Genomic DNA, 23,505 nt, shown 5'->3' with positions numbered 1-23,505 from the left:
CGCGGGCCGGCACGGCCGAGGAGCCGCGTTCACCCGTTCGGGTCAGCGCCGGTGACCCCGGGACCCGCCCCCTGTTGACCAGGACATGAAGCCACCACTGCCGCCCCTCCTCAGCGTCGTCGTTCCCGTCCACAACGTCGAGGCCTACCTCGGGGACTGCCTGCGGTCGGTGGCGGACCAGACCCTCGAAGCGATCGAAGTGGTCATGGTCGACGACGGTTCCACGGACGGCAGCGCCCGGATCGCGGCGGAGTTCGCCGCCCGGGACAGCCGCTTCCGGCTGGTGCGGCAGCGGAACGCCGGCCTGAGCGCCGCCCGCAACACCGGCGTCCGGCACACCACCCCCACCGTCCCCTATCTGGCGTTCGCCGACAGCGACGACATCGTCGTGCACGACGCGTACGAGCGGATGACGGCCTCGCTGGAGGCGACCGGATCCGATCTGGTGACCGGCAATGTGTGGCGGCTGACCGCGCAAGGTCGACAGCAGGCGTGGCAGTACCGCTGGCTGACGGCCACCCGGCCCCGCACCCACATCACCCGGGACCCTCGCCTGCTGGCCGACCGGGTGGCGTGGAACAAGGTGTTCCGGCGCTCGTTCTGGGACACGCACGACTTCGCCTTCCCCGTGGGCAAGCTGTACGAGGACACCCCGGTGATGATCCCCGCGCACCATCTCGCCCGGTCCGTCGACGTCCTGCACGAGCACGTCTACTACTGGCGGGTGCGGGAGGGCTCGATCACCCGGCGGCGTACGGACGTCACGGGCGTGCGGGACCGGATCGCCGCGTGCGAGCAGGTCAGCGCGTTCCTGGGCGGCCGGGACGCGGCACAGCGGCGGGCGTACGACACGTCCTGCCTGCGGGACGACTTCGGGTACTTCCTGGACGGCCTGCCGATGGGCGGCGAGGTTTACCGGTCGGCGTTCCTGGAGGGCGCCGGGGCCTTCGTCGACCGGGCGGGACCGGGCGCGCTGGAGGGGCTGCCGGTGGAGCTGCGCATCAAATGGTCGCTGGTGCGGGAGCGGCGCCTGGAGGAGCTGCTGGCGGTCCTCGCCTTCGAACGGGCCAACGGGGCGGGTACGTTCGCGGTCGAGGGGCCGCCGGGGCGGCGGCGGGCGGTGTACCCGGGGGTGCGCGGCGCCAGCGCCCGGCTCGCGCGCACGGACGTCCCCGCCGTGGCGCGGCTGCTGGAGGCGCGCTGGGGCGCGGACGGGAGGCTGCGGCTGCACGGGTACGCGTATCTGCGCAACCTCCCCGCCGCCTCCGCCCGGCAGCGGCTCACGGTGGGGGTGGTCCGGGCGGAGCGCGGCCGGCGGGTGCGGCCGGTGCCGGTGCGCGCCGTGCGCACGCCCGAGGCGACGGTGAACTCCGGTCAGGAGCTGCACGGCTACGACCACGCGGGCTTCGAGATGGTCCTCGACCCGGACCGGCTGCCCGCGACGGCGGACGGCGGCGGCTGGCTGGTCGGCCTGGTCCTCGCCTGGCCCGGAGCGGTACGCCGGGTAGCGGTGCGCGCCCCGGACGCGGGCGCGGACCAGCCGCTCGTCCACGACCTGGGTGACGGGCGGCGGGCGGTGCTCGACTACCGGGGCGGCCGGCTCCGGCTGACCGTGTCGCGCCTGCGAGCACGGGCGGAGGGCCACCGGACCGCCGAGACGGAGGGGGCCCCACTGGAACTCACGGGCCGGTACTTCGGCGCGAGCGGGAGCAGGCCGACGGCACTGGTGCTGACGCGCGAGGGGGGTGATGGGGCCGAGGGAACCGAGGGGGGCGCGGAGCACTCATGCCCGGTGGAGTACGAGGAGAGCGCCGGGAACGGTGAGCCGGACGGGGCCCGTGCGGCGGGCGGGGCGCGGGGGCCCGGCGGGGTGCGGGGGGCGGGCTGGGACGGGAACCCGGACGAGGCCCGTGCGGCGGGCGGGGGCCGGCAGACGGACGGGACGCGGGGGGCGGGCCAAGCGGACGAGGCGGGTGCGGCGGGCGGCGGGGTCGGGCCGGACGGGGTCGGGTTCACGGTGCGGGTGCCGCTCGCCGACCTCGCCGGCGCCCCGCCCGCCCCGCACCGGGCCCCCCGCGAGGTCGAGGCGGCGGGCGGGCAGCGCTGGCGGGTCCGGCTGCTGCTCGCCGACGGCGCCCGCGTCCCGCTGCCCGCCGCCCCGGACCTGCCGCCGCCCGCGTACGCGGACCCGGCGGGCGACCTGGTGCTGGACCTGGCGGCGCCTCCGTACGCGGACCGGGTCGAGTACACGCCGGAGGGGGGCCTGCGCGTCTCGGGGACGTACGTTCGCCCCGCGCCGGAGACGTACGTTCCGCCCGCGCCGGGGACGGCGACCGCGCCGGTCGGCCGGCTCGTCCTGCGCCACGAGACGCTGCACGAGACGGTCCCGGTCGCGGGGACGACCGATGCGGACCCCGTCACGGGAAACACCGCAGGCACCGCAGGCACCGCAGGCACCGCAGGCACCGACACAGAAACGACCGCGACAGAGACACCGGCGGGCCGGTTCTCCGCGCTGATCGCCCCGCCGCTCCCGGAAGGCCGCTGGGAGGTCCGCCTGGACGGCCGGCCCGTACGCGTCCTCGGCTCCGCCGCCCGGCAACTCCCCCGCGGCGGAGCCGAGAGCGCCCTGCGTCCGGAGCGGCGGCACGGCGACCGGCTGTCCGTCGTCGCGGGGCCGGATGCGGAAGCGGCGGCCGCCGGGCGGAGCGCGTACGGCAGGCGCCTCCTGCGCGCCGCGCACTACCGCGACGGGCGCACCCTCCTCCCGCTCCGCGACACCGTCCTCTACGCGGGCGGCGACTCCCCGCGTGCCGTCCACGCCGAACTCGTGCGCCGGGGCACGGAGACCGAACACCTGTGGGTCACCGGTACCACCCCCGGCCGCACGACCCACGTCCCGCCCGGCGCGCGGGCCGTCCCCGTGCACAGCGTCGCCTGGTACGAGGCGCTGGCCCGCTCCCGCCGGATCGTCACGGACGAACAGCTGCCCGAGTGGTTCGAGCGGCGGCCGGGGCAGACGGTCGTCCAGACCTGGCACGGCACGCCGCTCGGCCGCTTCGGCGGTTGCCTGGCCGACACCCTCTACGCCGACCACCAGCACCTCGCCACCCTGCCTCGGCGGTCGGCCCAGTGGTCGGTGCTGGTCTCCCCGAGCCGCTTCGCGACCCCGTGGCTGCGCCGGTCGCTGGGGTACGAGGGGGAGGTGCTGGAGGCCGGGTCGCCCGCCAACGACGTGCTGTTCCCGCCGGACCGGGACAAGGCCGCCGAGGAGGTCCGGCGCGGGCTGGGGATCCCGGAGGACCACCGCGTCGTGCTGTACGCCCCGACCTACCGCGACCACCTGGCCCATCCCCCGGCCGCGTCCGCCGACCGCACGGCCCCCGGCCCGTACCGCTGGGACCCGGCACTCGACCCGGCCGCCCTGGCCCGGGCTCTCGGCCCCCGCCACACGGTGCTGGTGCGCCGCCACCCCCGGGTCACCGGCAGCGTCCCGGCCGGGCCCGGCGTGCTCGACGTCTCACACCACCCGGGCGCGGCCGGGCTGCTCCTGATCGCCGACATCCTGGTCACGGACTACGCGGGGCTGATGTTCGACTTCGCACTGACGGGCCGGCCGATGCTCTTCCACACCTACGACCTGGAGCACTACCGCGACACCGTGCGCGGATTCTGCCTGGACTTCGAGACCCGGGCGCCGGGTCCACTGCTGGTCACGACGGACGAGGTGGCCCAGGCGCTGCGCGACACCGGATCGCTGGCGGCCCGGCACGCCGACGCCTACGAGAGTTTCCGCCGCGACTACTGCGATCTGGACGACGGCCGCGCGGCGGCCCGGGTAGCGGACCGGCTGCTGGCGGACACGGCCCGAGGCCGTCGGGAAGCCGGGGCCGGAATCCCTCGGACGGGTGGCGGCGGGGAGAGCGGGCCCGCCGCACGGAACCCATGAAGTGTGCCCCTCTTCTCCGCTGCCTCCGCCGCCTCCGCCCCGCCCTCCGACCTCCCGCCTGCCGCGACCGGAGGCGACGGGGCCGGCGGAACGGCCCGGCCGCCCCTGTGGCTGCCGTCGCCGTACCTCGTGCTGGGCGGCCTGCTGTGGGCGGTGCTGTCGGCCGCGGCCTGGCAGGCTCCGCTCTGCTGCGAGGCCGGGCTCCAGGCGGCGGTCGTCGAACGGCTGCGGGTGAACCTGCTGCACCCGGCGTTCCCCATGACCGACCTGCCCGCCGTGGCGAGCGCACACTACTCCCCGTACGCCCTGCTCCAGGCACTGGCCGCCCGCGCCACCGGCCTCTCGGGCCCGTCCGTCGTCGCGGTGGCCGCGTCGGTGAACCTGCTGCTCCTGCTCACCGGGATCGGCCGGCTCACCCGGCTGCTGACCCCGAACCGCTGGGTCCCGGTTCTCGTGCTGGTGCCCCTGGCCCTGATCCACTGGGCGGATCCCGCCCGTTGGAGCGCGCCGAGCACGTTCGCGGTCGCGGTCACCCTGCACCTGTGGGCGTGGACCGGCCGCGCGGCCGCCCGGACCGCCCGCCCCGGTGATCCGAGGCCCGGCCGGACGCCCCGGTGGGCGGAGGCGGCCGGGATCGGCGTACTGCTCGGGCTCGTCCTGCTGGTCCACCCGCCGACGGCGATCGGCGCGGCGGTCGGGTGCGTCGCCCTGATCGCGGTCCGGACGCGGACCAGGATCCGGCCGACCGTGTGGCGGTGGGCGTTCGCCGTCGTGTGCGCGGTGGCCGTCGCGGCGCTGTGGCCGTACTACAACGGGCTGACCGCCCCGCGCACCCCCGCCGAGGGCCGGACCACGGGCCCGCCGACGGCCGAGGGGGTGCGCGCGGCCGGGGAGCCGTACGCCTGGGCGACCGCGTACGTGCCGCCGGGCGAGGTGGTCCTGACGGACAGCCGCCCGGCGATGTACGCGCTGGCCGGGCACGGGGCGTACGTGCTGGCCGACGCGCTGCCGGACGCGGGTCTCGCACGCGCGGAGCGGCGGGAGAGGAGCAGGGCGGTGGCCGCCTACCTCGACGCGTCGACCCCGCAGGCCCGGCGGGACGGGATCACCGCCCGTTACGGGGTGCGGTGGCTGCTGCTGACCCGCTTCCAGCGCCTGCCCGAGAACGCGACGATGCTGGCGTTCAGCCCGGCCACGGGCGAGGTGCTGGCGCGGGTACCGGCGGGCTGAGCGTCTTCAGGCCTGCCTGCGGGTTCAGATGTGACTGAGGGGCAGGTGCTTGAAGGGTCAGCCGCTTGAGGGTTCAGCCGTGCCTGAGGGCCAGCCGTGCCTGAGGTTCAGCCGTGCCTGAGGTTCAGCCCCGATTGCGGGTTCAGCCGTGCTTGAGGGCGGCGACCGCCGAGGCCGCCAGATCGTCCAGGTAGCCCTTCGGCAGTTCCCCGCGGACCACGACGAGCCGCCAGTACAACGGCCCGACGATCAGATCGAGCGCCCGGTCGGGGTCGCTGCCCTCGGGCAGTTCTCCCCGGGCCACCGCCTCCCTCACGACCACGGCGGCGACACCCTGCTGCTGGTCCAGGAGCGCGGCCTTGATCGCCTCGGAGATCTCCGGATTGCGGGCCGCCTCGACCAGCAGATCCGGGATGACCTGCGAGGCGACCGGGTGGCGCAGGGCGTACGCGGCCAGTTCCAGGACGGCACGCACGTCCCCGTACAGCGAACCGGTGGCCGGGGCGGGCATTCCCTGCGCGGCGACGGCCGCGACCAGGTCGAGGACGAGCGCCAGCTTGGACTTCCAGCGACGGTAGACGGCGGTCTTGCCGACGCCCGCACGCCGGGCGATGCCCTCGATGGACATCCGGGCGAACCCCACCGCGGCGAGTTCCTCGAAGACGGCGGCCCGGATGGCGTCGGTCACGTCCTCACGCAGGACGGCGGCGCCTGCGGGGGCGCGGCGGCGGGTTCCCCGTTCGGTGGTCATGGCCCGCATGATAGTCGGCCGCGACGAAACGGTTGCGTTGCGACGTGGAAGCGTCCTACTCTCAGCGTTACGACGATACGGTCCCGTCCCAACGAGGGCGTCCCCACGGGACCGTATCGTTCCGTCGCCGTATCACCCCACCGCTCCACCGCCCCACCGCTCGCGCCACCGCTCCGGCGTCCGGGCGGTATCCCCCTCCCGCTTCCATCGAAAGCGATCGTTCGTGGTGAGCCAGACAGCAGCTCCGCCGTCCCCGATGAGCGCCCCCGCCCAGGACGTCCCCACCTACGCACCCGGTGAGCTGGCCGCCCTGGCCGCCCGGCACGGCCTGACGGTCAGCGGCGCCCGGCCCTCGCTGCCCTCCTACATCCGGCAGCTGTGGGGGCGGCGGCACTTCATCGCCGCGTTCGCGACGGCCAAGCTGACCGCGCAGTACAGCCAGGCGAAGCTCGGCCAGATCTGGCAGATCATGACGCCGCTGCTGAACGCGACGGTCTACTACTTCATCTTCGGCGTCCTGATGAACACCAAGCACGGGGTGGAGGACTTCGTCCCGTTCCTGGTCACCGGGGTCTTCATCTGGACGTTCACCGCCAGCTCGATCACCGCGGGCACGCGGGCGATCAGCGGCAACATCGGCCTGGTGCGGGCCCTCCACTTCCCGCGCGCCTCCCTGCCCGTGGCCCTCGCCCTCCAGCAGTTGCAGCAACTGCTGTTCTCACTCGGCGCACTGACCGTGATCCTGCTGGTGTTCGGCCAGTACCCTCGTCCGTCCTGGCTGCTGGCCGTCCCGGCGCTCGCGCTCCAGGCGGTGTTCAACACCGGGGTGTCGATGGCGGTGGCCCGGCTGACGGCGAAGACCCCGGACATCGCGCAGCTGACGCCTTTCGTGCTGCGGACCTGGATGTACTCCTCCGGCGTGATGTGGAGCCTGGACCACCTGCTCAAGGGGGAGCGGGTGCCGCACGCGGTGATGGTGGCGCTGGAGTACAACCCGGCGGCGCTCTTCATCAACCTCATGCGGTACGCGCTCATCGACAGCTACACGTGGGCGCAGCTGCCGCCGTTCGCATGGGCGGTAGCGGCGGGCTGGGCGCTGCTGTGCGGAGTGGCCGGATTCGTGTACTTCTGGAAGGCCGAGGAGACCTACGGACGTGGCTGACCTCAGGGATTCCCCCAGGGACGACCGTGTCCCGACGGTGGTCGTCGACGACGTCCACATCACGTACACGGTCAATGGCGCCCGTACGGGCAAGGGCAGCGCCACCTCCGCGCTCAGCCGGCTCACCACCCGCCGCCGTACCCCCGGCGCACGCCAGGTGCACGCCGTGAAGGGCGTCAGCTTCGCCGCGTACAAGGGCGAGGCGATCGGCCTGATCGGCTCCAACGGCTCGGGCAAGTCGACGCTGCTCAAGGCGGTCGCGGGTCTGCTCCCGCCGACCCGGGGCAGGGTCCACACCCAGGGCCAGCCGTCGCTGCTCGGCGTGAACGCGGCACTGATGGGCGACCTGACCGGCGAGCGCAACGTGGTGCTGGGCGGACTCGCGATGGGCATGACGCGCGAACAGATCCGCGAACGTTACGACGGGATCGTCGACTTCTCCGGCATCAACGAGAAGGGCGACTTCATCACGCTGCCGATGCGCACGTACTCCTCGGGCATGGGCGCGAGGCTCCGCTTCTCCATCGCGGCGGCCAAGAGCCACGACGTCCTGCTGATCGACGAGGCGCTCTCCACGGGCGACGCGAAGTTCCAGCGCCGCAGCAAGGACCGCATCAAGGAACTGCGCGCCGAGGCGGGCACGGTCTTCCTCGTCAGCCACAGCAACAAATCGATCACCGATACCTGCGACCGGGCCCTGTGGCTGGAGGCGGGCACACTGAGGATGGACGGTCCGGCGAAGGAAGTAGTGGCAGCGTACGAGGCCTTCACCAAGCGGAAGTAGCCAACTCAAGCCCCCACCGGGCCTCCCCCAGCCGGCCCGGCGCGTGAGGGCACCTTTCCCAGCCCGCCGGACCGCCTCCAGACATCCCACCCCCAGCCCGCCCAGCGCTTAAGGGCATCCTCTCCAGCCCGCCCGGCCACCCCCAGCCCGCCCGGCGATTGAGGGCATCTTTCCCAGCCCGTCCGGCGCTTGAGGACATCTGTTCAGCCCGTCCGGCGCTTGAGGACATCTGTTCAGCCCGTCCGGCGCTTGAGGACGGCCCCCCACGCCGAGGGGACCGGCACCACCACCTGGCGCCGGCCCCCACAGACGTACAAGAACCCCCTACGCGTGCGTACGCAACAACGTCCGCATCGTCCGCATGGCCACCGACAGATTCGCCAGATCGAACGCGTCCGACCCCTGGATCTCCTCCAGCGTCGACCGCGACCGGGCAAGGATCGCCGCGTTCTTCGACTCCCACGCCCGGAACCGCTCCTCCGGCGTGGCCGACCCGTTCCCCACACTCAGCACGTCCGAGGTGAGCGCCGCGTGCGCCGCGTACAGGTCCTCGCGGATGGAGGCGCGGGCCATGGACTGCCAGCGGTCGGCCCGCGGCAGCTCGATGATCCGGTCCATCAGCTGGGTGATCCGCAGCCGGTCCGCGAGGTCGTAGTAGACCTCGGCGACCTCCAGCGGGTCCCGGCCCGTACGGTCGGCGATGGCCACGATGTCCAGCGCCGGGAAGGCGGAGGAGAACCCGGCCACCCGGACCGCCAGCTCGTCCGGCACGCCGGCGCCCGTCAGCTCGTCCAGGATCGAGTGGTACCAGTCCAGGTCCGCGCCCTTGACCAGCTTGGGCAGCTCGTCCCAGACCCGCGCGACGCCGTCCCGGAAGCTCTCGATCGTCTCCGCGATCGCGACGGGCTGCGGCCGGTTGCCCAGCAGCCAGCGCGAACCGCGCTCGACCAGCCGCCGCGAGTGCAGCCGGATCCGGGTCTGGACGTCGGCGGCGACCTTGTTGTCGAGCGCCTCGACCGCGTCCCACACCCGGGACAGGCCGAAGATCTCACGGGCCGCGAACTGGGCCCGCACGATCTCCTCGATCGACGCCCCGGTCTCCTCCCGCAGCCGGTGCAGGAAGGTCGAACCGGCGGTGTTGACCGTGTCGTTGACCAGGACCGTCGTGATGATCTCGCGCCGCAGCGCGTGCCCGTCGACCGCCTCGGGGAACCGCTCGCGCAGCTCGCTCGGGAAGTAGGCGTGCACCAGCTTCTGCAGGTGCGGGTCGTCCGGCAGGACGGTGGAGATCAGCTCGTCCGCCGTCGTGATCTTGGTGTAGGCGATCAGCACCGCCAGCTCGGGCTGGCTCAGCCCCTTCTCGTTGCCGAGCAGCTCCCGGATGTGCCGGTCGGCGGGCAGGAACTCCAGCGCCCGGTCGAGTGCGCCGTCGCGCTCCAGGCGGCGCATGAAGCGCTGCTGGGCGTGGAGCAGCGAGGGCGCCTGGGCGGAGGCGTTGGAGAGCGCGACGTTCTGCGCGTAGTTGTTGCGCAGGACGAGCCCGCCGATCTCGTCGGTCATGTCGGCGAGCAGCTTGTTGCGCTGCTTGACGGTCATGTCACCGTCCCTGACCAGCCCGTTGAGCAGGATCTTGATGTTCACCTCGTGGTCGGAGGTGTCCACACCGGCGCTGTTGTCGATCGCGTCGGTGTTGATCCGGCCGCCGCTGCGGGCGAACTCGATCCGGCCGAGCTGGGTGGCCCCGAGGTTGCCACCCTCGCCGACGACCTTGGCCCGCAGGTCCTCGCCGTTGACGCGGATCGCGTCGTTGGCCTTGTCGCCGACGTCCGCGTTCGACTCGGAGACGGCCTTGATGTACGTGCCGATGCCGCCGTTCCACACCAGGTCGACGGGGGCCTTGAGGATGGTCTGCATCAGGTCGGCGGGCGTCATCTTGCTCACCGACGGGTCGATGCCGAGCGCCTCGCGGACGTGCGAGTTGAGCGGGATCGACTTGGCGCTGCGCGGGTGGATCCCGCCGCCCGCCGAGAGCAGGCCCGTGTCGTAGTCGGCCCAGGAGCTGCGGGGCAGGTCGAAGAGCCGGCGCCGCTCGGCGTACGAGGTGGCGGCGTCCGGGTTCGGGTCGATGAAGATGTGCCGGTGGTCGAAGGCGGCGACGAGGCGGATGTGCTCGGAGAGCAGCATCCCGTTGCCGAACACGTCGCCGGACATGTCGCCGACGCCGACGACGGTGAAGTCCTCGGTCTGGGTGTCGTGGCCCAGCTCGCGGAAGTGCCGCTTGACGGACTCCCAGGCGCCCCGGGCGGTGATGCCCATGCCCTTGTGGTCGTAGCCGGCCGAGCCGCCGGAGGCGAACGCGTCGCCGAGCCAGAAGCCGTACGCGACGGCGACCTCGTTGGCGATGTCGGAGAAGCTCGCGGTGCCCTTGTCGGCGGCGACGACGAGGTAGGTGTCGTCCTCGTCGTGCCGGACGACGTCGGCGGGCGGCACGACCTCGCCGGCCACCATGTTGTCGGTGATGTCGAGCAGCGCGGAGATGAACGTGCGGTACGCGGCGATGCCCTCGGCGAACCAGGCGTCACGGTCCACCGACGGGTCCGGAAGCTGCTTGGCGACGAAGCCGCCCTTGGCGCCGACGGGCACGATGACGGTGTTCTTCACCATCTGCGCCTTGACCAGTCCGAGGATCTCCGTACGGAAGTCCTCGCGCCGGTCCGACCAGCGCAGCCCGCCTCGGGCCACCTTGCCGAAGCGCAGGTGGACACCCTCCACGCGCGGCGAGTAGACCCAGATCTCGTACGCCGGCCGGGGCGCGGGCAGGTCCGGGATGGCCTGCGGGTCGAACTTCATCGAGACGTACGCATGCGGCGCGCCGTCCTCCGTGCGCCGGCCCCCCTGGTCGCTCCCCTCGCTCGCGCTCTGGAAGAAGTTCGTCCGCAGGGTGGCCTTGATGACGGTGAGGAAGGACCGCAGGATCCGGTCCTCGTCGAGCGAGGCGACCTGGTCCAGGGCCCCCTCCAGCTCCTCCAGAAGCCCGTCGGTCAGTTCGGTGCCGGCGCTCTGGCGGCCGGGCGACATGCGGGCCTCGAAGAGCGAGACGAGCAGCCGGGTGGTGTGGACGTTGTTGCGGAGGGTGGACTCCATGTAGTCCTGGCTGAAGGTCGAACCGGCCTGCCGCAGGTACTTCGCGTAGGCGCGCAGCACCATGGCCTGCCGCCAGTTCAGCCCGGCGCCGAGGACGAGCGCGTTGAAGCCGTCGTTCTCCGCCTCGCCCCTCCAGACGGCGGCGAAGGCTTCCTGGAAGCGGGCGCGGGCGTCGTCGGCGAGGTAGCCGCCGTTGCCCTTGGCCAGGGGCATGCGCAGCCCGAAGTCGTAGATCCAGGCGTAGGTGCGGTCCGCGCAGCGCAGCTCGTACGGCCGCTCGTCGACGACCTCGACGCCGAGCTGCTGGAGCGCCGGGAGGACGGCGGAGAGGGAGACCTGCTCGCCGGTCCGGTAGATCTTGAAGCGGCGCTCGCCGGGGCCCGCGCCGACCGGCTCGTACAGGCTGAGGGCGAAGTCCTTCTCGCCCTGCTTGAGGGTCTCCAGGTGGACCAGGTCGGCGACGGCGGCGCGCGGCGAGTGGTCGGCCTTGTAGCCCTCGGGGAACGAGTGGCCGTACTGGCGCTGGAGCTCCGCGCCGCGCTCCTCGCCCAGCTCGGCGTTGAGGGCCTCCTGGAAGCCGTCGGCCCAGGAGCGGGCGGCCTCGACGAGGCGGGCCTCGATGCGGTCGGCGTCGGCGTCCGTCAGGTGCGGCAGCTCGGTGCCGGCCGGGACGCGGATGACGAAGTGCAGCCGGGAGAGGATCGACTCGGTGTTCCAGGCGGTGAAGTCGACGCTGTTGCCGCCGAGCTCCTCCTTGAGGATGTCGATCAGCCGCAGGCGTACGCCGGTGGTGTACCGGTCACGCGGCAGGTAGACGATCGCGCTGTAGTAGCGCCCGTACTCGTCCTGACGCAGGTAGAGCCGCAGCCGGCGGCGCTCCTGGAGGTAGAGGACGGAGGTCACGATGGAGCGGAGCTGGTCGACGGGCGTCTGGAACAGCTCGTCGCGGGGGTAGGTCTCCAGGATCTGGAGCAGGTCGCGGCCGTCGTGGCTGTTGTACGAGAAGCCCGCGCCCTCGACGACCTCGGCGACCTTGCGGCGGATGACGGGCACCCGGCGCACGGACTCCGTGTAGGCGGCGGAGGAGAAGAGCCCGAGGAAGCGGCGCTCGCCGACGACGTTGCCCTTGGCGTCGAACTTCTTCACGCCGACGTAGTCGAGGTAGCTGGGGCGGTGCACGGTGGCCCGGCTGTTGGCCTTCGTCAGGACGAGGAGCTTGTGCTCGCGGGCCTTGGCGCGGGCGTCGGCGGGCAGCCGGTCGAAGGACGGGCTGACCGGGTGGGCCTCGTCCTCGCTGTGGTGCGGGTCGGAGCGCAGGATGCCGAGCCCGGTGCCGGGCACGGCGGCCAGCGCGTCGCTGTCCCTCAGCTCGTACTCGCGGTAGCCGAGGAAGGTGAAGTGGTCGGCGGCCAGCCAGCGCAGCAGCTCGCGGGCCTCCTCGACCTCCTCGTCGGCGAGGTCGTCCAGCGGTTCGCCGGGCAGGTCGTCGGCGATCCGGAGGGCGGCGTCGCGCATCTTCCCCCAGTCCTCGACGGTCTCCCGCACGTCGGACAGGACGCGCAGCAGGTCCGCGGTGATCTGCTGGAGGTCGGCGCGGTCGGTCTCACGGTCCATCTCGACGTGGATCCAGGACTCGACGAGCGCGTCGTGGGGCAGCTCGGCCTCGGCGTCCTTGGACTTCTTCCGGCCCTGGGAGGCCTTCGGGAGGCCGGGGCCGCCGGAGAGGACCTCGATGAGCTTGCCGGTGACATCGCGGCGGACCGTGACCTGCGGGTGGATCACGACGTGGATGCCGCGTCCCTGCCGGGACAGCTCGTTGGTGACGGAGTCCACCAGGAAGGGCATGTCGTCGGTGACGACCTCGACGACGGAGTGGCTGCAGGTCCAGCCGTTCTCCTCGACGGTCGGGGTGTGCACCCGGACGTTCGCGGTGCCCTGCGGACGGTTCTCGGCCAGCCGGTAGTGCGAGGCGGCGGCGCCGAAGACGTCGACCGGGTCACGCCCGCTGAGGTCCTCCGGAGCCGTATGCAGGTAGTAGCGCTGGAGGTAGGCGAGCACCGTGTCCTGACCGGGACGATCGCTCTCGTCGGCCCCGGCGTCGGCCCCGGCAGCGGAAATCCGCGCCCGGGGGGCACCTCCCGGGCCACCGACACCACCGCCCGGACCGTTCTCAGCTACCTTGGCGGCCCCTGCGAGCAGCTCGGCCTTGGCTTCGTCCAGCTTGGTCTGCATGTCCTCTGGCTCCTGTCGCGCGCCGTTGCGTGACGTAGGTGAGAAAAGCGGCGTACCGCCACGACGCGGGGTTTCCGGTCTGGGTCGACGCTATGCCGCTTCGAGAGATACCCGGGACCATATTGGCCATTTTCGGCAGCCGGTCCGGAGTCGGGAGATCGCGGATCGCCCGGGTGCTGTGGCACTCCGGGCGGCGGCCGGGGGCTTCGCTGCCCCCGAGGCGTATCGCGCTGATCACGGCACCAGGCTATCCCCCTCGCACCCCGTCGCGTCATGAGCCGCTTGTGTACAAAAGAACCCCCCGAACTTTGACACTCTGGACAGTGCGCCGCGCCGCCTTGGCGAACTCCCGAAACCTGGGCAGTCTGTCCGTACCGCACGGATCCAGGCCCTCGGCACGCCACCGGGGCCACCGGCCCCGAGGAGCCCGCCATGCCGCAGAAGATCCTCATCGTCACCGGCGACGCCGCCGAGTCGCTCGAAGTCCTCTACCCGTACCAACGGCTGCTGGAGGAGGGTTACGAGGTCGACATCGCGGCCCCCGAGCGCAAGACGCTGCGTTTCGTGGTCCACGACTTCGAGCCCGGCTTCGACACGTACACGGAGAAGCCCGGCTACACCTGGCCCGCCGACCTGTCCTTCTCCGAGGTCGACCCCGGGGCGTACATCGCCCTGGTGATCCCCGGCGGTCGCGCCCCCGAGTACCTCCGCAACAACGCCGAACTGCGGAAGATCGTCGGCGCGTTCTTCTCCGCGGACCGCCCGGTCGCCCAGATCTGCCACGGCCCCCTGATCACCGCCGCCACCGGCAGTCTCAGCGGCCGCAACGTCACGGCCTACCCCGCCCTGGAGCCGGACATGCAGAGCGCGGGCGCGACCTTCCAGGACACGGAGGCGGTCGTGGACGGCACCGTGGTCTCCTCCCGAGCCTGGCCGGACCACCCGGCCTGGATGCGAGAGTTCCTGAAGGTCCTCAGGTCAACCCACCCGCACACACCCTGACCCCGACGGCCCGACGCTTGAGGCGGCCTTTTCCCGCCCGCCCGGCGCCCTTCCCGCTCGCCCCGCGCCCTTCCAGCCCGTCCGGCGCCCTTCCCGCTCGTCCGGCGCCCTTTCCAGCCCGCCCGGCGCCCTTTTCAGCTCGCCCCGCGCCCTTTTCAGCTCGCCCGGTGCCTTTTCAGCTCGCCCGGTGCCTTTTCCAGCCCGCCCGGCGCCCTTCCAGCTCGCCCGGCGCCCTTCCAGCCCGTCCGGCGCTTGAGGACGCTGTTTGCAGCCCGTCCGGCGCTTGAGGACCGGGGTCCGGGGCAGCGCCCCGAAAAACCCGCACCGCCCACGCCCACGCGCACCCGGCACCCGCCCCCGCTACGCGGCAAACGTCTCCGCCAACGCCACCGCCTCCCCCAGGCTGTCCACCACCGGCACCCCCGCCCCCTCCAGGCTGCTCCGGCTGTGCGACCCCCCGGTGTACAGCACCGCCCGGGCCCCCACATGCGCCGCCGCCACCGCGTCGTCCAGCGCGTCCCCGATGACCACCGCGTTCTCCGGCGCGATTCCGCCCACCCCGGCCAGCGCCTCGAAGTGCCGCTCCATGTGGAGCGCCTTGCTCCCGCCGGACGGCCCCGTACGCCCCTCGACGCGGACGAACCTCGGCTCGATTCCGTACCCCCTCACCACCGGCACCAGCTGCTCGTGCCCGTACATGCTGAGCAGCGACTGACTGCGCCCGGCCCGCTGCCACTGGTGCAGCAGCTCCTCCACCCCGGCGGTGAGCCCACAGCCCACCCGCTGCTCCGCGTAGTACCGGTGGAAGATGCCGTCCATCCGCTCCCACTCGGCCTCGGTGGGCAGCCGGCCCAGGAACCGCTCGTAGAACCGGGGTATGGGGATCGTGTACATCTCCCGGTACTGCTCCAGCGTGATCGGCGCCAGCTCGACCTCCGCGAACGCGGCGTTCGTCGCCTGGATGACGGCGTGCGTGTCGTCCAGCAGCGTGCCGTTCCAGTCCCAGACCAGATGAGTGCGTGTCGTCCCCGAAGTCATACAGAAAAAATACCCGCCGGGTACGACAACGCCGCCCCTCAGCCGATGAGCTGCGGAATCTCCTGAACGCCGAACCAGAGCAGCTCGTGGTCCTCGGCCCCGTCCACCGTGAACTGCGCGTCGTCGTCGCCGAGGTCCGCCGCTCCCAGGACCGCGGCCGCGGCGGCCACGTCCTTCTCCGCGTCGTCGGCGTCCACGTGCACCGCCGCCGCCTTGCCCAGCGGCAGCGCGGCGGCGATCCGCACCTCGCCGAGCGATGCCGCGCTCAGCCCGTGGTCGGGGTCGGCCACGGCGGCCCCGTCCGGTACGTCGACGGCCACGACGACCCGGCGGCGCACCTCGTCCGGCTTCCCCGCGATCATCCGGAGCGAGGCGGCGGCGGCCCGATTGAGCGCCGCGTACTCCAGCTCCTCGATGTCGTCGGAGACGTACCACTCACGCAGCCCGGGGGTCACCGCGTAGGCGGTCAGGGGCCCCGGGCCGACCTCGCCCGCACCGTGCGCCGCTGCGAGACCGGAGAGGGTCAGGGGGACGTACACGCGCATGGCAGGTCGCTTTCGTAGAAGGAAACGTCCTCAGGATACGTGGGAACGTCCCCTTTCGGGTTTCGGCAACCGGGGTCGTCCGTCCACGGCCGACGCCCCGTCACCCCCACTGCCGCCCTTGTCCCGCAAGGGCCGAGCCACGGACAGGTGAAACCGCCCGCACCCGTTCGGCGGCCGAAGGCCCCTTGCGTCGCTGACGACCCCACCCGTAGAAGATCCCCAACACAAGTTACCGCCCGGTAGATGCCGGGCCCGGTCAACGGGGGCGACGATCATGAGCACGGACAGGACGAGGCCCGCAGGCCGACGCGACCAGAGTGGTCCCCGGTCAGTACCTCCGCAGCGGTCCCGCAGGCTGCAGCCCCACCGGCCGCAGCGGCCCCACCAGTGGTTCGCCGAGCGCCTGCTCGCGGTCCTCAGCGGCCAGCGCCCGGTGCACTGGATGCTCGGCCACACCATCGGCCCCGCCTACGACCAGCTCGCCGAGCTGGCCCCGACCAGCCCGCTGGGGGACACCAGGGGCAGCCGCCCCGTCCTCCGCCACTGCCGCGGGGCGCAGCCCGCCACCGGCGTGGTCGAGGCGTTCGCCAGCATCGCCGCGGGCGACCGGGTCCGGGCGATGGCCTTCCGCCTGGAACAGGGCCCCGACCAGCGCTGGCGCTGCGCCGCCGTGGAGCTGGGCGGCGAACGCCTCACCGTCGGCGCCCCGGGCCCCCGGTGACCCGGGAGACGCGGCAGGGGCCGGACACCTCGTGGTGTCCGGCCCCTGCCGGGGTACTGCCGCTGGTGCTACTTCTTGCGACGGCGACCGCCGCCGCCACCGCTCTTCTGCGCCTTGCGACGCTCGGCGCGCGTCATGCCGTCGGCGGAACCGGACCGCGTGTCACCGGTGGCGTCGTCGTTGGCGAAGTCACCCTCGACGACACCGCCCTCGCCGTCCACCGTGGGAGCGGAGAAGTGGAGCCGGTCCGGCCGCTGCGGGGCCTCCAGGCCCTTGGCGCGGATCTGCGGGGCAGCGGCGGCGCTCTCCTTCTCCAGCGAGGTGCGCTCGGCGCCGTCCTGCACCGGAACCTCCTCGACCTGCTGCTCGACCTGGACCTCCAGGTTGAACAGGTAGCCGACGGACTCCTCCTTGATGCCCTCCATCATGGCGTTGAACATGTCGAAGCCCTCGCGCTGGTACTCGACCAGCGGGTCCTTCTGCGCCATGGCCCGCAGGCCGATGCCCTCCTGGAGGTAGTCCATCTCGTAGAGGTGTTCGCGCCACTTGCGGTCGAGCACCGAGAGGACGACGCGTCGCTCCAGCTCACGCATGATGTCGGAGCCGAGGGTGTTCTCGCGCTCCTCGTACTGCTCGTGGATGTCGTTCTTGACCGACTCGGCGATGAACTCGGCGGTGACGCCCGCCAGGTCCCCGGCCGCCTCCTCCAGCTCCTCGACGGTGACCTTCACCGGGTAGAGCTGCTTGAAGGCGCCCCACAGCCGGTCGAGGTCCCACTCCTCGGCGAAGCCCTCGGCGGTCTCCTGCCGGATGTAGTCGTCGATCGTGTCATCCATGAAGTGCCGGATCTGGTCCTGGAGGTTCTCGCCCTCCAGGACGCGGCGGCGCTCACCGTAGATGACCTCACGCTGCCGGTTGAGCACCTCGTCGTACTTCAGGACGTTCTTGCGCGTCTCGAAGTTCTGCTGCTCGACCTGCGACTGTGCGGAGGCGATGGCGCGGGTGACCATCTTGTTCTCGATCGGGACGTCGTCCGGAACGTTCGCCATCGACATGACGCGCTCGACCATCTGGGCCTTGAACAGGCGCATCAGGTCGTCGCCCAGCGACAGGTAGAAGCGGGACTCGCCCGGGTCGCCCTGTCGTCCGGAACGACCGCGCAGCTGGTTGTCGATACGGCGCGACTCATGGCGCTCGGTGCCGAGCACGTAGAGCCCGCCGAGCTCCTTGACCTCCTCGAACTCCGCCTTCACGGCCTGCTCGGCCTGCTCCAGCGCGGCGGGCAGCGCGGCCGCCCACTCCTCGACGTTCTCCACCGGGTCGAGGCCGCGCTGGCGCAGCTCCGCCTCGGCGAGGTCGTCCGGGTTGCCGCCGAGCTTGATGTCGGTGCCTCGGCCGGCCATGTTCGTCGCGACGGTGACGGCGCCCTTACGGCCCGCCTGGGCGACGATCGTCGCCTCCCGGTCGTGCTGCTTGGCGTTGAGGACCTCGTGCTGGACGCCGCGCTTGGAGAGCTGCTGCGAGAGGTACTCCGACTTCTCGACCGAGGTGGTGCCGACCAGGATCGGCTGGCCCTTCTCGTGCTTCTCGGCGATGTCGTCGACGACCGCGGCGAACTTGGCGACCTCGGTGCGGTAGATCAGGTCCGACTGGTCGGCACGGACCATCGGCCGGTTCGTCGGGATCGGCACCACGCCGAGCTTGTAGATCTGGTGGAACTCGGCGGCCTCGGTCATCGCCGTACCGGTCATGCCGGAGAGCTTGTCGTAGAGGCGGAAGAAGTTCTGCAGGGTGATCGTGGCGAGGGTCTGGTTCTCGTCCTTGATGTCCACCCCTTCCTTCGCCTCGATCGCCTGGTGCATGCCCTCGTTGTAGCGGCGGCCGGCGAGGATGCGGCCGGTGTGCTCGTCGACGATCATGACTTCGCCGTCGATGACGACGTAGTCCTTGTCCTTCTTGAACAGTTCCTTGGCCTTGATGGCGTTGTTCAGGTAACCGACGAGCGGGGTGTTCACCGACTCGTAGAGGTTGTCGATGCCGAGCCAGTCCTCGACCTTGGCGACGCCGGTCTCGTGGATGGCCACGGTCCGCTTCTTCTCGTCGACCTCGTAGTCGCCGGTCTCCTCGATGCCCTTGAGCTGGTTGCCCGCCTCACCCTTGGTGAGGCGCGTGACCAGCTTGGCGAAGTCGCCGTACCACTTGGTGGCCTGGTCGGCCGGGCCGGAGATGATCAACGGCGTACGGGCCTCGTCGACGAGGATCGAGTCGACCTCGTCGACCACCGCGAAGTTGTGGCCGCGCTGGACGAGCTCGTCCTTGGACCACGCCATGTTGTCGCGGAGGTAGTCGAAGCCGAACTCGTTGTTCGTGCCGTACGTGATGTCGCAGGCGTACTGCTCGCGGCGCTGGGCCGGAGTCATGTTGGCGACGATGCAGCCGACTTCCAGGCCGAGGAACCTGTGGACCCGGCCCATCATCTCGGAGTCACGCTCGGCGAGATAGTCGTTGACCGTGATCAGGTGCACGCCCTTGCCGGAGAGCGCGTTCAGATACGTGGGCAGGGTGCCGACGAGGGTCTTGCCCTCACCGGTCTTCATCTCGGCCACATAACCGAGGTGCAGGGCGGCTCCGCCCATCATCTGTACGTCGTAGTGGCGCTGTCCGAGGACGCGCTTCGCGGCCTCACGGACCGTGGCGAACGCTTCGGGAAGCAGGTCGTCCAGGCTCTCGCCGTCCGCGTACCGTTCCTTGTACTCGTCGGTGAGCGCCCGCAGCTCGGCGTCGGAGAGGTTGACGAAGTCCTCTTCGATGGAGCTGACCTGGTCCGCGATGCGGTGCAGTTTGCGCAGGATCTTGCCTTCGCCTGCACGCATGAGCTTGTTGAAGACGGACACTGAGGCTGGTCTCCTTGCCGGTCGGGCCTGGCACTGGGTCGGGTAATGGACTCTGGCGCGGGCACGGCAGGTGGGCCCCACCGCAACGGCCATCGTAAGCGAGGACACCACCGCGTCGGGAGGGCTGCCGTCGCGTGGACCTCACCGCACCCTTATAGGACAACGGTCCAAACGCACGGAAGGTGCCGGGAAGCCCCAAAAGTGCTCGCATCGAGGGGGCCGGCTCACGAGAATCGGTCCATGGAGCCGATCACTCTCACCACCGAGCGACTGCTGCTGCGGCCCTTCGGCCCGCAGGACACCCATCCGGTGCACGCCGCCTGCCAGGACCCGGACATCCAGCGCTGGACGGTGGTCCCTTCCCCGTACCGCCTCACCGACGCGGAGCTGTTCACCACGAAGCTCTGCCCGGCGGGCTGGCAGGACGACTCCGCCTACGGCTTCGCCCTGGTCCTGCGGGAGACCGGGGCGCTCGTCGGTGCGCTCGGCATCGACCGCCGCAGTCTGCCGGGGACGTACGAGGTCGGCTACTGGTCCACCAAGGAGCACCGCCGCCGCGGATACGTCACCGAGGCCGTGCTCGGCTCCGCCCGCTGGGCCTTCTCCTCCCTCGGGGCGGACCGGCTGGAGTGGCGGGCCGAGATCGGCAACGTGGCCTCCCGGGCCGTCGTCCTGCGGGCGGGATTCCGGCTGGAGGGCGACCAGCGGTCCGGGCTGCTCAACAAGGGGGTGCGGCGCGACGCCTGGACGGCGGCCCTGCTCCCGTCCGACCTGGGGCTCGCGGGCTCCCACCCGTACGTCCCCGAACGGCATGCCCCGCGGCCCGGTGGATCCCCGCGTCCCGGACGGTGACCACGGGATCCGCGGAGGGCAACCGGACCGGACTGTCAGTGGCGCCGTCTAGGGTTCGACGTATGACGCCTGTGCCTCCTCCCGCAGTCGAACTCTCCGCCGACCAGGCCCGCCGCATAGCGCTGCGCGCCCAGGGCTTTCTGGGGGCTCCGGACCGCCGGGCAGGGGTGCCGGGAGTGCTGCGGCACCTCGGCGCGGTCCAGCTGGACACGATCTCGGTGCTGGCCCGCTCGCACGAACTGATCCCCTACGCCCGGCTGGGCCCGGTGAGCCGCCGGACGGTGGAGGACGCCTACTGGTCCGGCGGCCGGACCTTCGAGTACTGGTCGCACGCGGCGTGCATCCTGCCGGTCGAGGAGTGGCCGCACTTCGCGTTCCGCCGCCGCGCCTACCGCTCCCGCCCGCACTGGGGCCACGATCTGCCGGACGGCTCCTACGACACCGTGATCAAGCAGCTGCGCGACGAGGGCCCGCTGACGGCGACCGAGCTGGGCGGCGCGAAGAACGGCGGCGAGTGGTGGGACTGGTCGGCGTCCAAGGTCGCCGTCGAACGGGCCCTGATGTACGGCGAGGTGGTGTGCACCGAGCGGCGCGGCTGGAAGCGGGTCTACGACCTGGCCGAGCGGGCCATTCCGGACGCGCTGCTCCACGACGACCTGAGCGACGCCGAGTGCCGGCGGCGGCTGGTGGCGCTGGCGGGCAAGTCCCTGGGCGTCGGCACCCGCGGCGACATCGCCGACTACCACCGGCTGAGGGGCGAGGAGTTCGACGCCGTGGTGGCCGGCTCGGGGCTGGTCCCGGTGGTGGTGGAGGGCTGGGCGAAGCCGGCCTGGGCGGACCCGCAGGCGCTGGCCAAGGAGGCCCGCGGACGCCACCGTACGACGCTGTTGTCGCCGTTCGACTCCCTGATCTGGGAGCGGGCGCGCACGGAGCGGATCTTCGGCTTCACGCATCGGCTGGAGGCCTACGTGCCCAAGCAGAAGCGGATCCACGGCTACTTCGCCATGCCGTTGCTGGCGGGCGGGAAGCTCCAGGGCCGGGTCGACCCGGCGCGCGAGGGCACCACGCTGATCGCCCGGCAGGCGTCGCTGGCCGGCCCGAAAGCGGTGGCCCCGATGGCCGAGGCCCTGGTGGAGGCGGCGGCCTGGGTGGGCTGCACGGACATCCGGGTGGACCGGGTGGACGCCCCGGAGCTGCGCGAGCCGCTCAGGACGGAGATCGGCCACGCACTCCAGCGCGCCTACCGCTGACCGGCCCCCGCGGACCGAAGACCGGGACGGGAGCCGGAGCCGTCCGCTACCGGATCTCCAGGATCTTCTCGCGCATGGCGTAGACCACGGCTTCCATCCGGGAGTGCAGCTGCAGTTTCTCCAGGATATTGCGGACGTGGTTCTTCACCGTGTTCTCGGAAATGAACAACTCCTTGGCGATATCCCGGTTGTTCATGCCGGTCGCCACGAGTTTCAGCACTTCCAGCTCGCGTTCGGTGAGCCGGGGCGCCGGAACGAGCCGCCGCTCGTCGGTGCGCTGGATCATCGATTTGAACTCGGTGAGCAGCTTCGAAGCCATGGAGGGGCTGATCTGGGACTGCCCGTCGGCGACCGCGCGAATGGCCGTGGCGACCTCGTCGGTGGAGATCTCCTTGAGGAGGTAGCCGGTCGCGCCCGCCTTGATCGCCTCGTAGAGGTCGGCCTCCTCGTCACTGATCGTCAACATGATGATCTTCGCGCTGGGGGCCACTTCCTTGATGGCCGTACAGGCCTCGATGCCGCCGCGCTTGGGCATCCGGACATCCATCAGAACGATGTCGGGCAGCAGGTCGGCGGCCTTGTCGACCGCCTCGGAGCCGTCCCCGGCCTCGCCGACGACCTGGATGTCCTCCTCCTGGGCGAGGACGATCTCCAGGCCCCTGCGGAAGAGCGCGTGGTCATCGACCACGAGGACCCTGATGGGCTCCTTGCGTGAAGCGCCGTCCGCCCCGCTGCCGGTGTACGCACCGGTGTCGTCGCCGGAGTCATTCGCATCGCGCACGGGCCCGAAGGTGTCCGCCATCGTTCCTCCCCCTGAAGGCCACGGCCTGAAGTGTCGGTCGTTCGCCAACGGCACTTCACAGAACACCGATTGGCTCGGGCCGCCATGATTCCATGCCCGGCCACCGGCACGGTGGTCCTGCGCCCGTGCGAGGGTGCCCCCGGTGGCGCGAAAACGCCCCGGGGGCACCCCGACGCTGTGGCTCAGCCGCCGAGCGCACCGCCCGCGCCGCCTGCTTCGTCCGCGGCGAGCGGGTCGGTCCTCAGGTGGATGACGCCGTAGTCGTAGGCGTGCCGTCGGTAGACGACACTGGGCTCCTTCGTCTCGGAGTCGACGAACAAGTAGAAGTCGTGGCCGACCAGTTCCATCTCGTAGAGCGCCTGGTCGAGCGACATCGGTGCGGCGGTGTGGGTCTTCTCGCGCATCACGAGCGGCCCTTCGCCCTGCACTTCGAGCGAGCCGATCTTCGTGGTGGGGACGGGCTCCGACGGCTGGTCGCCGACCAGTTCACCGTCCTCGTCGAACGAAGCGACGCCGGGGACCACGTCCCCGACCTCGGCAGCCGACAGACGGCCGTTGCCTCGGCGGCTGTAGCGCTTGTCGTGCTGCTTGCGCAGCCGGGCCTCCAGCTTTCCGGTGGCCAGGTCGAGCGCTGCGTAAGGGTCGCCTGCCGCCGCCTCCGCCCGGATGACCGGCCCCCGGGAGCGGAGCGTGATCTCCACCCGGTCGGAACGGTCGGCCTGACGGGGATTCGGCTCCTTGGACACCTCGACGTCGAGGCTGATCACCTTGCCGTCGAACTTCTGGATCTTGTCCAGCTTCAGCTTCTCGGCCACGTGCTTGCGAAACCGCTCGGGCACCTCGGTCTTGCGGCCCTTGACGACGATGTCCACGCAGAACTCCGTTCCCGGATCGCTCCGCTCAGCGGCGGAGCATCTCCCTTTTGCACCAGGCCCCGGAGATCACCAGGGCCTCGGACTCGGTGGCTTTCGCCTCCTCCTCCCCCGTCGGAAGGGTCGCAACCCCACCGACTCGCGTGCTTCTCCTACCGGTGAGTTACCTGCCCGAAACCTGGTGGTGCATTCATCGAGGTCCGGCATTCACCGTTCCTCACAACCGAACATAGCCTGCGCACCAGGGTCTCGGCACCCGCTACTGGCACGTACCTCC

15 protein-coding genes are annotated in these 23,505 nt (G+C 71.6%); 8 read left to right on the top strand and 7 right to left on the bottom strand.

The window, feature by feature from the left end; genetic code table 11:
• Window positions 1-85 precede the first annotated feature (85 nt).
• Window positions 86-3,949 (top strand): CDP-glycerol glycerophosphotransferase family protein, encoded by a 3,864-nt coding sequence (locus D581_RS1000000138990; RefSeq protein WP_018958407.1) that lies wholly within the window; start codon window positions 86-88, stop codon window positions 3,947-3,949.
• Between the two features lie 3 nt (window positions 3,950-3,952).
• The gene (locus tag D581_RS0116925; protein WP_018958406.1) at window positions 3,953-5,179 is read left to right on the top strand and encodes a hypothetical protein; all 1,227 of its coding nucleotides are present in this window, start codon (window positions 3,953-3,955) and stop codon (window positions 5,177-5,179) included.
• Window positions 5,180-5,321: 142 nt separating this feature from the next.
• Here D581_RS0116925 and D581_RS0116920 read toward each other — a convergent pair whose 3' ends face one another.
• A complete protein-coding gene (locus tag D581_RS0116920; RefSeq protein WP_018958405.1) occupies window positions 5,322-5,930 on the bottom strand; it encodes a TetR/AcrR family transcriptional regulator in 609 nt (202 codons plus the stop codon).
• 256 nt (window positions 5,931-6,186) lie between these two features.
• Between D581_RS0116920 and D581_RS0116915 the strand changes: the two genes are divergently transcribed.
• Together D581_RS0116915 and D581_RS0116910 are read left to right on the top strand one after the other, a co-directional pair.
• A complete protein-coding gene (locus D581_RS0116915) occupies window positions 6,187-7,092 on the top strand; it encodes an ABC transporter permease (protein ID WP_018958404.1) in 906 nt (301 codons plus the stop codon).
• On the top strand, window positions 7,085-7,876 hold the full coding sequence (locus tag D581_RS0116910) for an ABC transporter ATP-binding protein (RefSeq protein ID WP_018958403.1): 792 nt from the start codon (window positions 7,085-7,087) through the stop codon (window positions 7,874-7,876). Before D581_RS0116915 ends, D581_RS0116910 begins: the two co-directional genes overlap by 8 nt.
• A gap of 324 nt (window positions 7,877-8,200) precedes the next feature.
• Here the strand turns inward: D581_RS0116910 and D581_RS0116905 are convergent, their stop codons facing one another.
• The gene (locus D581_RS0116905) at window positions 8,201-13,252 is read right to left on the bottom strand and encodes an NAD-glutamate dehydrogenase (RefSeq protein WP_018958402.1); all 5,052 of its coding nucleotides are present in this window, start codon (window positions 13,250-13,252) and stop codon (window positions 8,201-8,203) included.
• 432 nt (window positions 13,253-13,684) lie between these two features.
• On the opposite strand from D581_RS0116905, the gene D581_RS0116900 reads away from it, so the two are divergent.
• Complete coding sequence (locus tag D581_RS0116900) at window positions 13,685-14,254, top strand: DJ-1/PfpI family protein (protein WP_018958401.1); 570 nt, start codon at window positions 13,685-13,687, stop codon at window positions 14,252-14,254.
• A 360-nt stretch (window positions 14,255-14,614) separates the two neighbouring features.
• On the opposite strand, the gene D581_RS0116895 is transcribed toward D581_RS0116900, so the two are convergent.
• Both D581_RS0116895 and D581_RS0116890 read right to left on the bottom strand, forming a co-directional pair.
• The gene (locus D581_RS0116895) at window positions 14,615-15,292 is read right to left on the bottom strand and encodes an HAD family hydrolase (RefSeq protein WP_018958400.1); all 678 of its coding nucleotides are present in this window, start codon (window positions 15,290-15,292) and stop codon (window positions 14,615-14,617) included.
• Between the two features lie 38 nt (window positions 15,293-15,330).
• Window positions 15,331-15,837, bottom strand: a complete 507-nt coding sequence (locus tag D581_RS0116890) for a DUF6912 family protein (protein WP_018958399.1) — start codon at window positions 15,835-15,837, stop codon at window positions 15,331-15,333.
• Between the two features lie 274 nt (window positions 15,838-16,111).
• Here D581_RS0116890 and D581_RS0116885 point away from each other — a divergent pair, with 274 nt between their 5' ends.
• Window positions 16,112-16,558: an Rv3235 family protein gene (locus tag D581_RS0116885; protein WP_026290587.1), complete on the top strand. Its 447-nt coding sequence runs from the start codon at window positions 16,112-16,114 to the stop codon at window positions 16,556-16,558.
• Window positions 16,559-16,626: 68 nt separating this feature from the next.
• On the opposite strand, the gene secA is transcribed toward D581_RS0116885, so the two are convergent.
• Complete coding sequence (gene secA, locus D581_RS0116880; protein WP_018958397.1) at window positions 16,627-19,452, bottom strand: preprotein translocase subunit SecA; 2,826 nt, start codon at window positions 19,450-19,452, stop codon at window positions 16,627-16,629.
• Window positions 19,453-19,692: 240 nt separating this feature from the next.
• Here secA and D581_RS0116875 point away from each other — a divergent pair, with 240 nt between their 5' ends.
• Together D581_RS0116875 and D581_RS0116870 are read left to right on the top strand one after the other, a co-directional pair.
• Window positions 19,693-20,304, top strand: coding sequence for a GNAT family N-acetyltransferase (locus D581_RS0116875; RefSeq protein ID WP_018958396.1), 612 nt, complete (start codon window positions 19,693-19,695; stop codon window positions 20,302-20,304).
• Window positions 20,305-20,366: 62 nt separating this feature from the next.
• A complete protein-coding gene (locus tag D581_RS0116870) occupies window positions 20,367-21,554 on the top strand; it encodes a winged helix-turn-helix domain-containing protein (protein ID WP_032752783.1) in 1,188 nt (395 codons plus the stop codon).
• Window positions 21,555-21,600: 46 nt separating this feature from the next.
• Here D581_RS0116870 and D581_RS0116865 read toward each other — a convergent pair whose 3' ends face one another.
• Both D581_RS0116865 and hpf read right to left on the bottom strand, forming a co-directional pair.
• Window positions 21,601-22,356: a response regulator gene (locus tag D581_RS0116865; protein WP_018958394.1), complete on the bottom strand. Its 756-nt coding sequence runs from the start codon at window positions 22,354-22,356 to the stop codon at window positions 21,601-21,603.
• A 182-nt stretch (window positions 22,357-22,538) separates the two neighbouring features.
• Entirely contained in the window at window positions 22,539-23,228 is a 690-nt protein-coding gene (hpf, locus tag D581_RS0116860; protein WP_003968752.1) for a ribosome hibernation-promoting factor, HPF/YfiA family, read from the bottom strand.
• Window positions 23,229-23,505: the final 277 nt, after the last annotated feature.

It is taken from the genome of Streptomyces sp. CNB091, from assembly GCF_000377965.1.
Note: the sequence above shows the minus strand (reverse complement) of the source record. Positions and strands in the feature narration are given on the sequence as shown.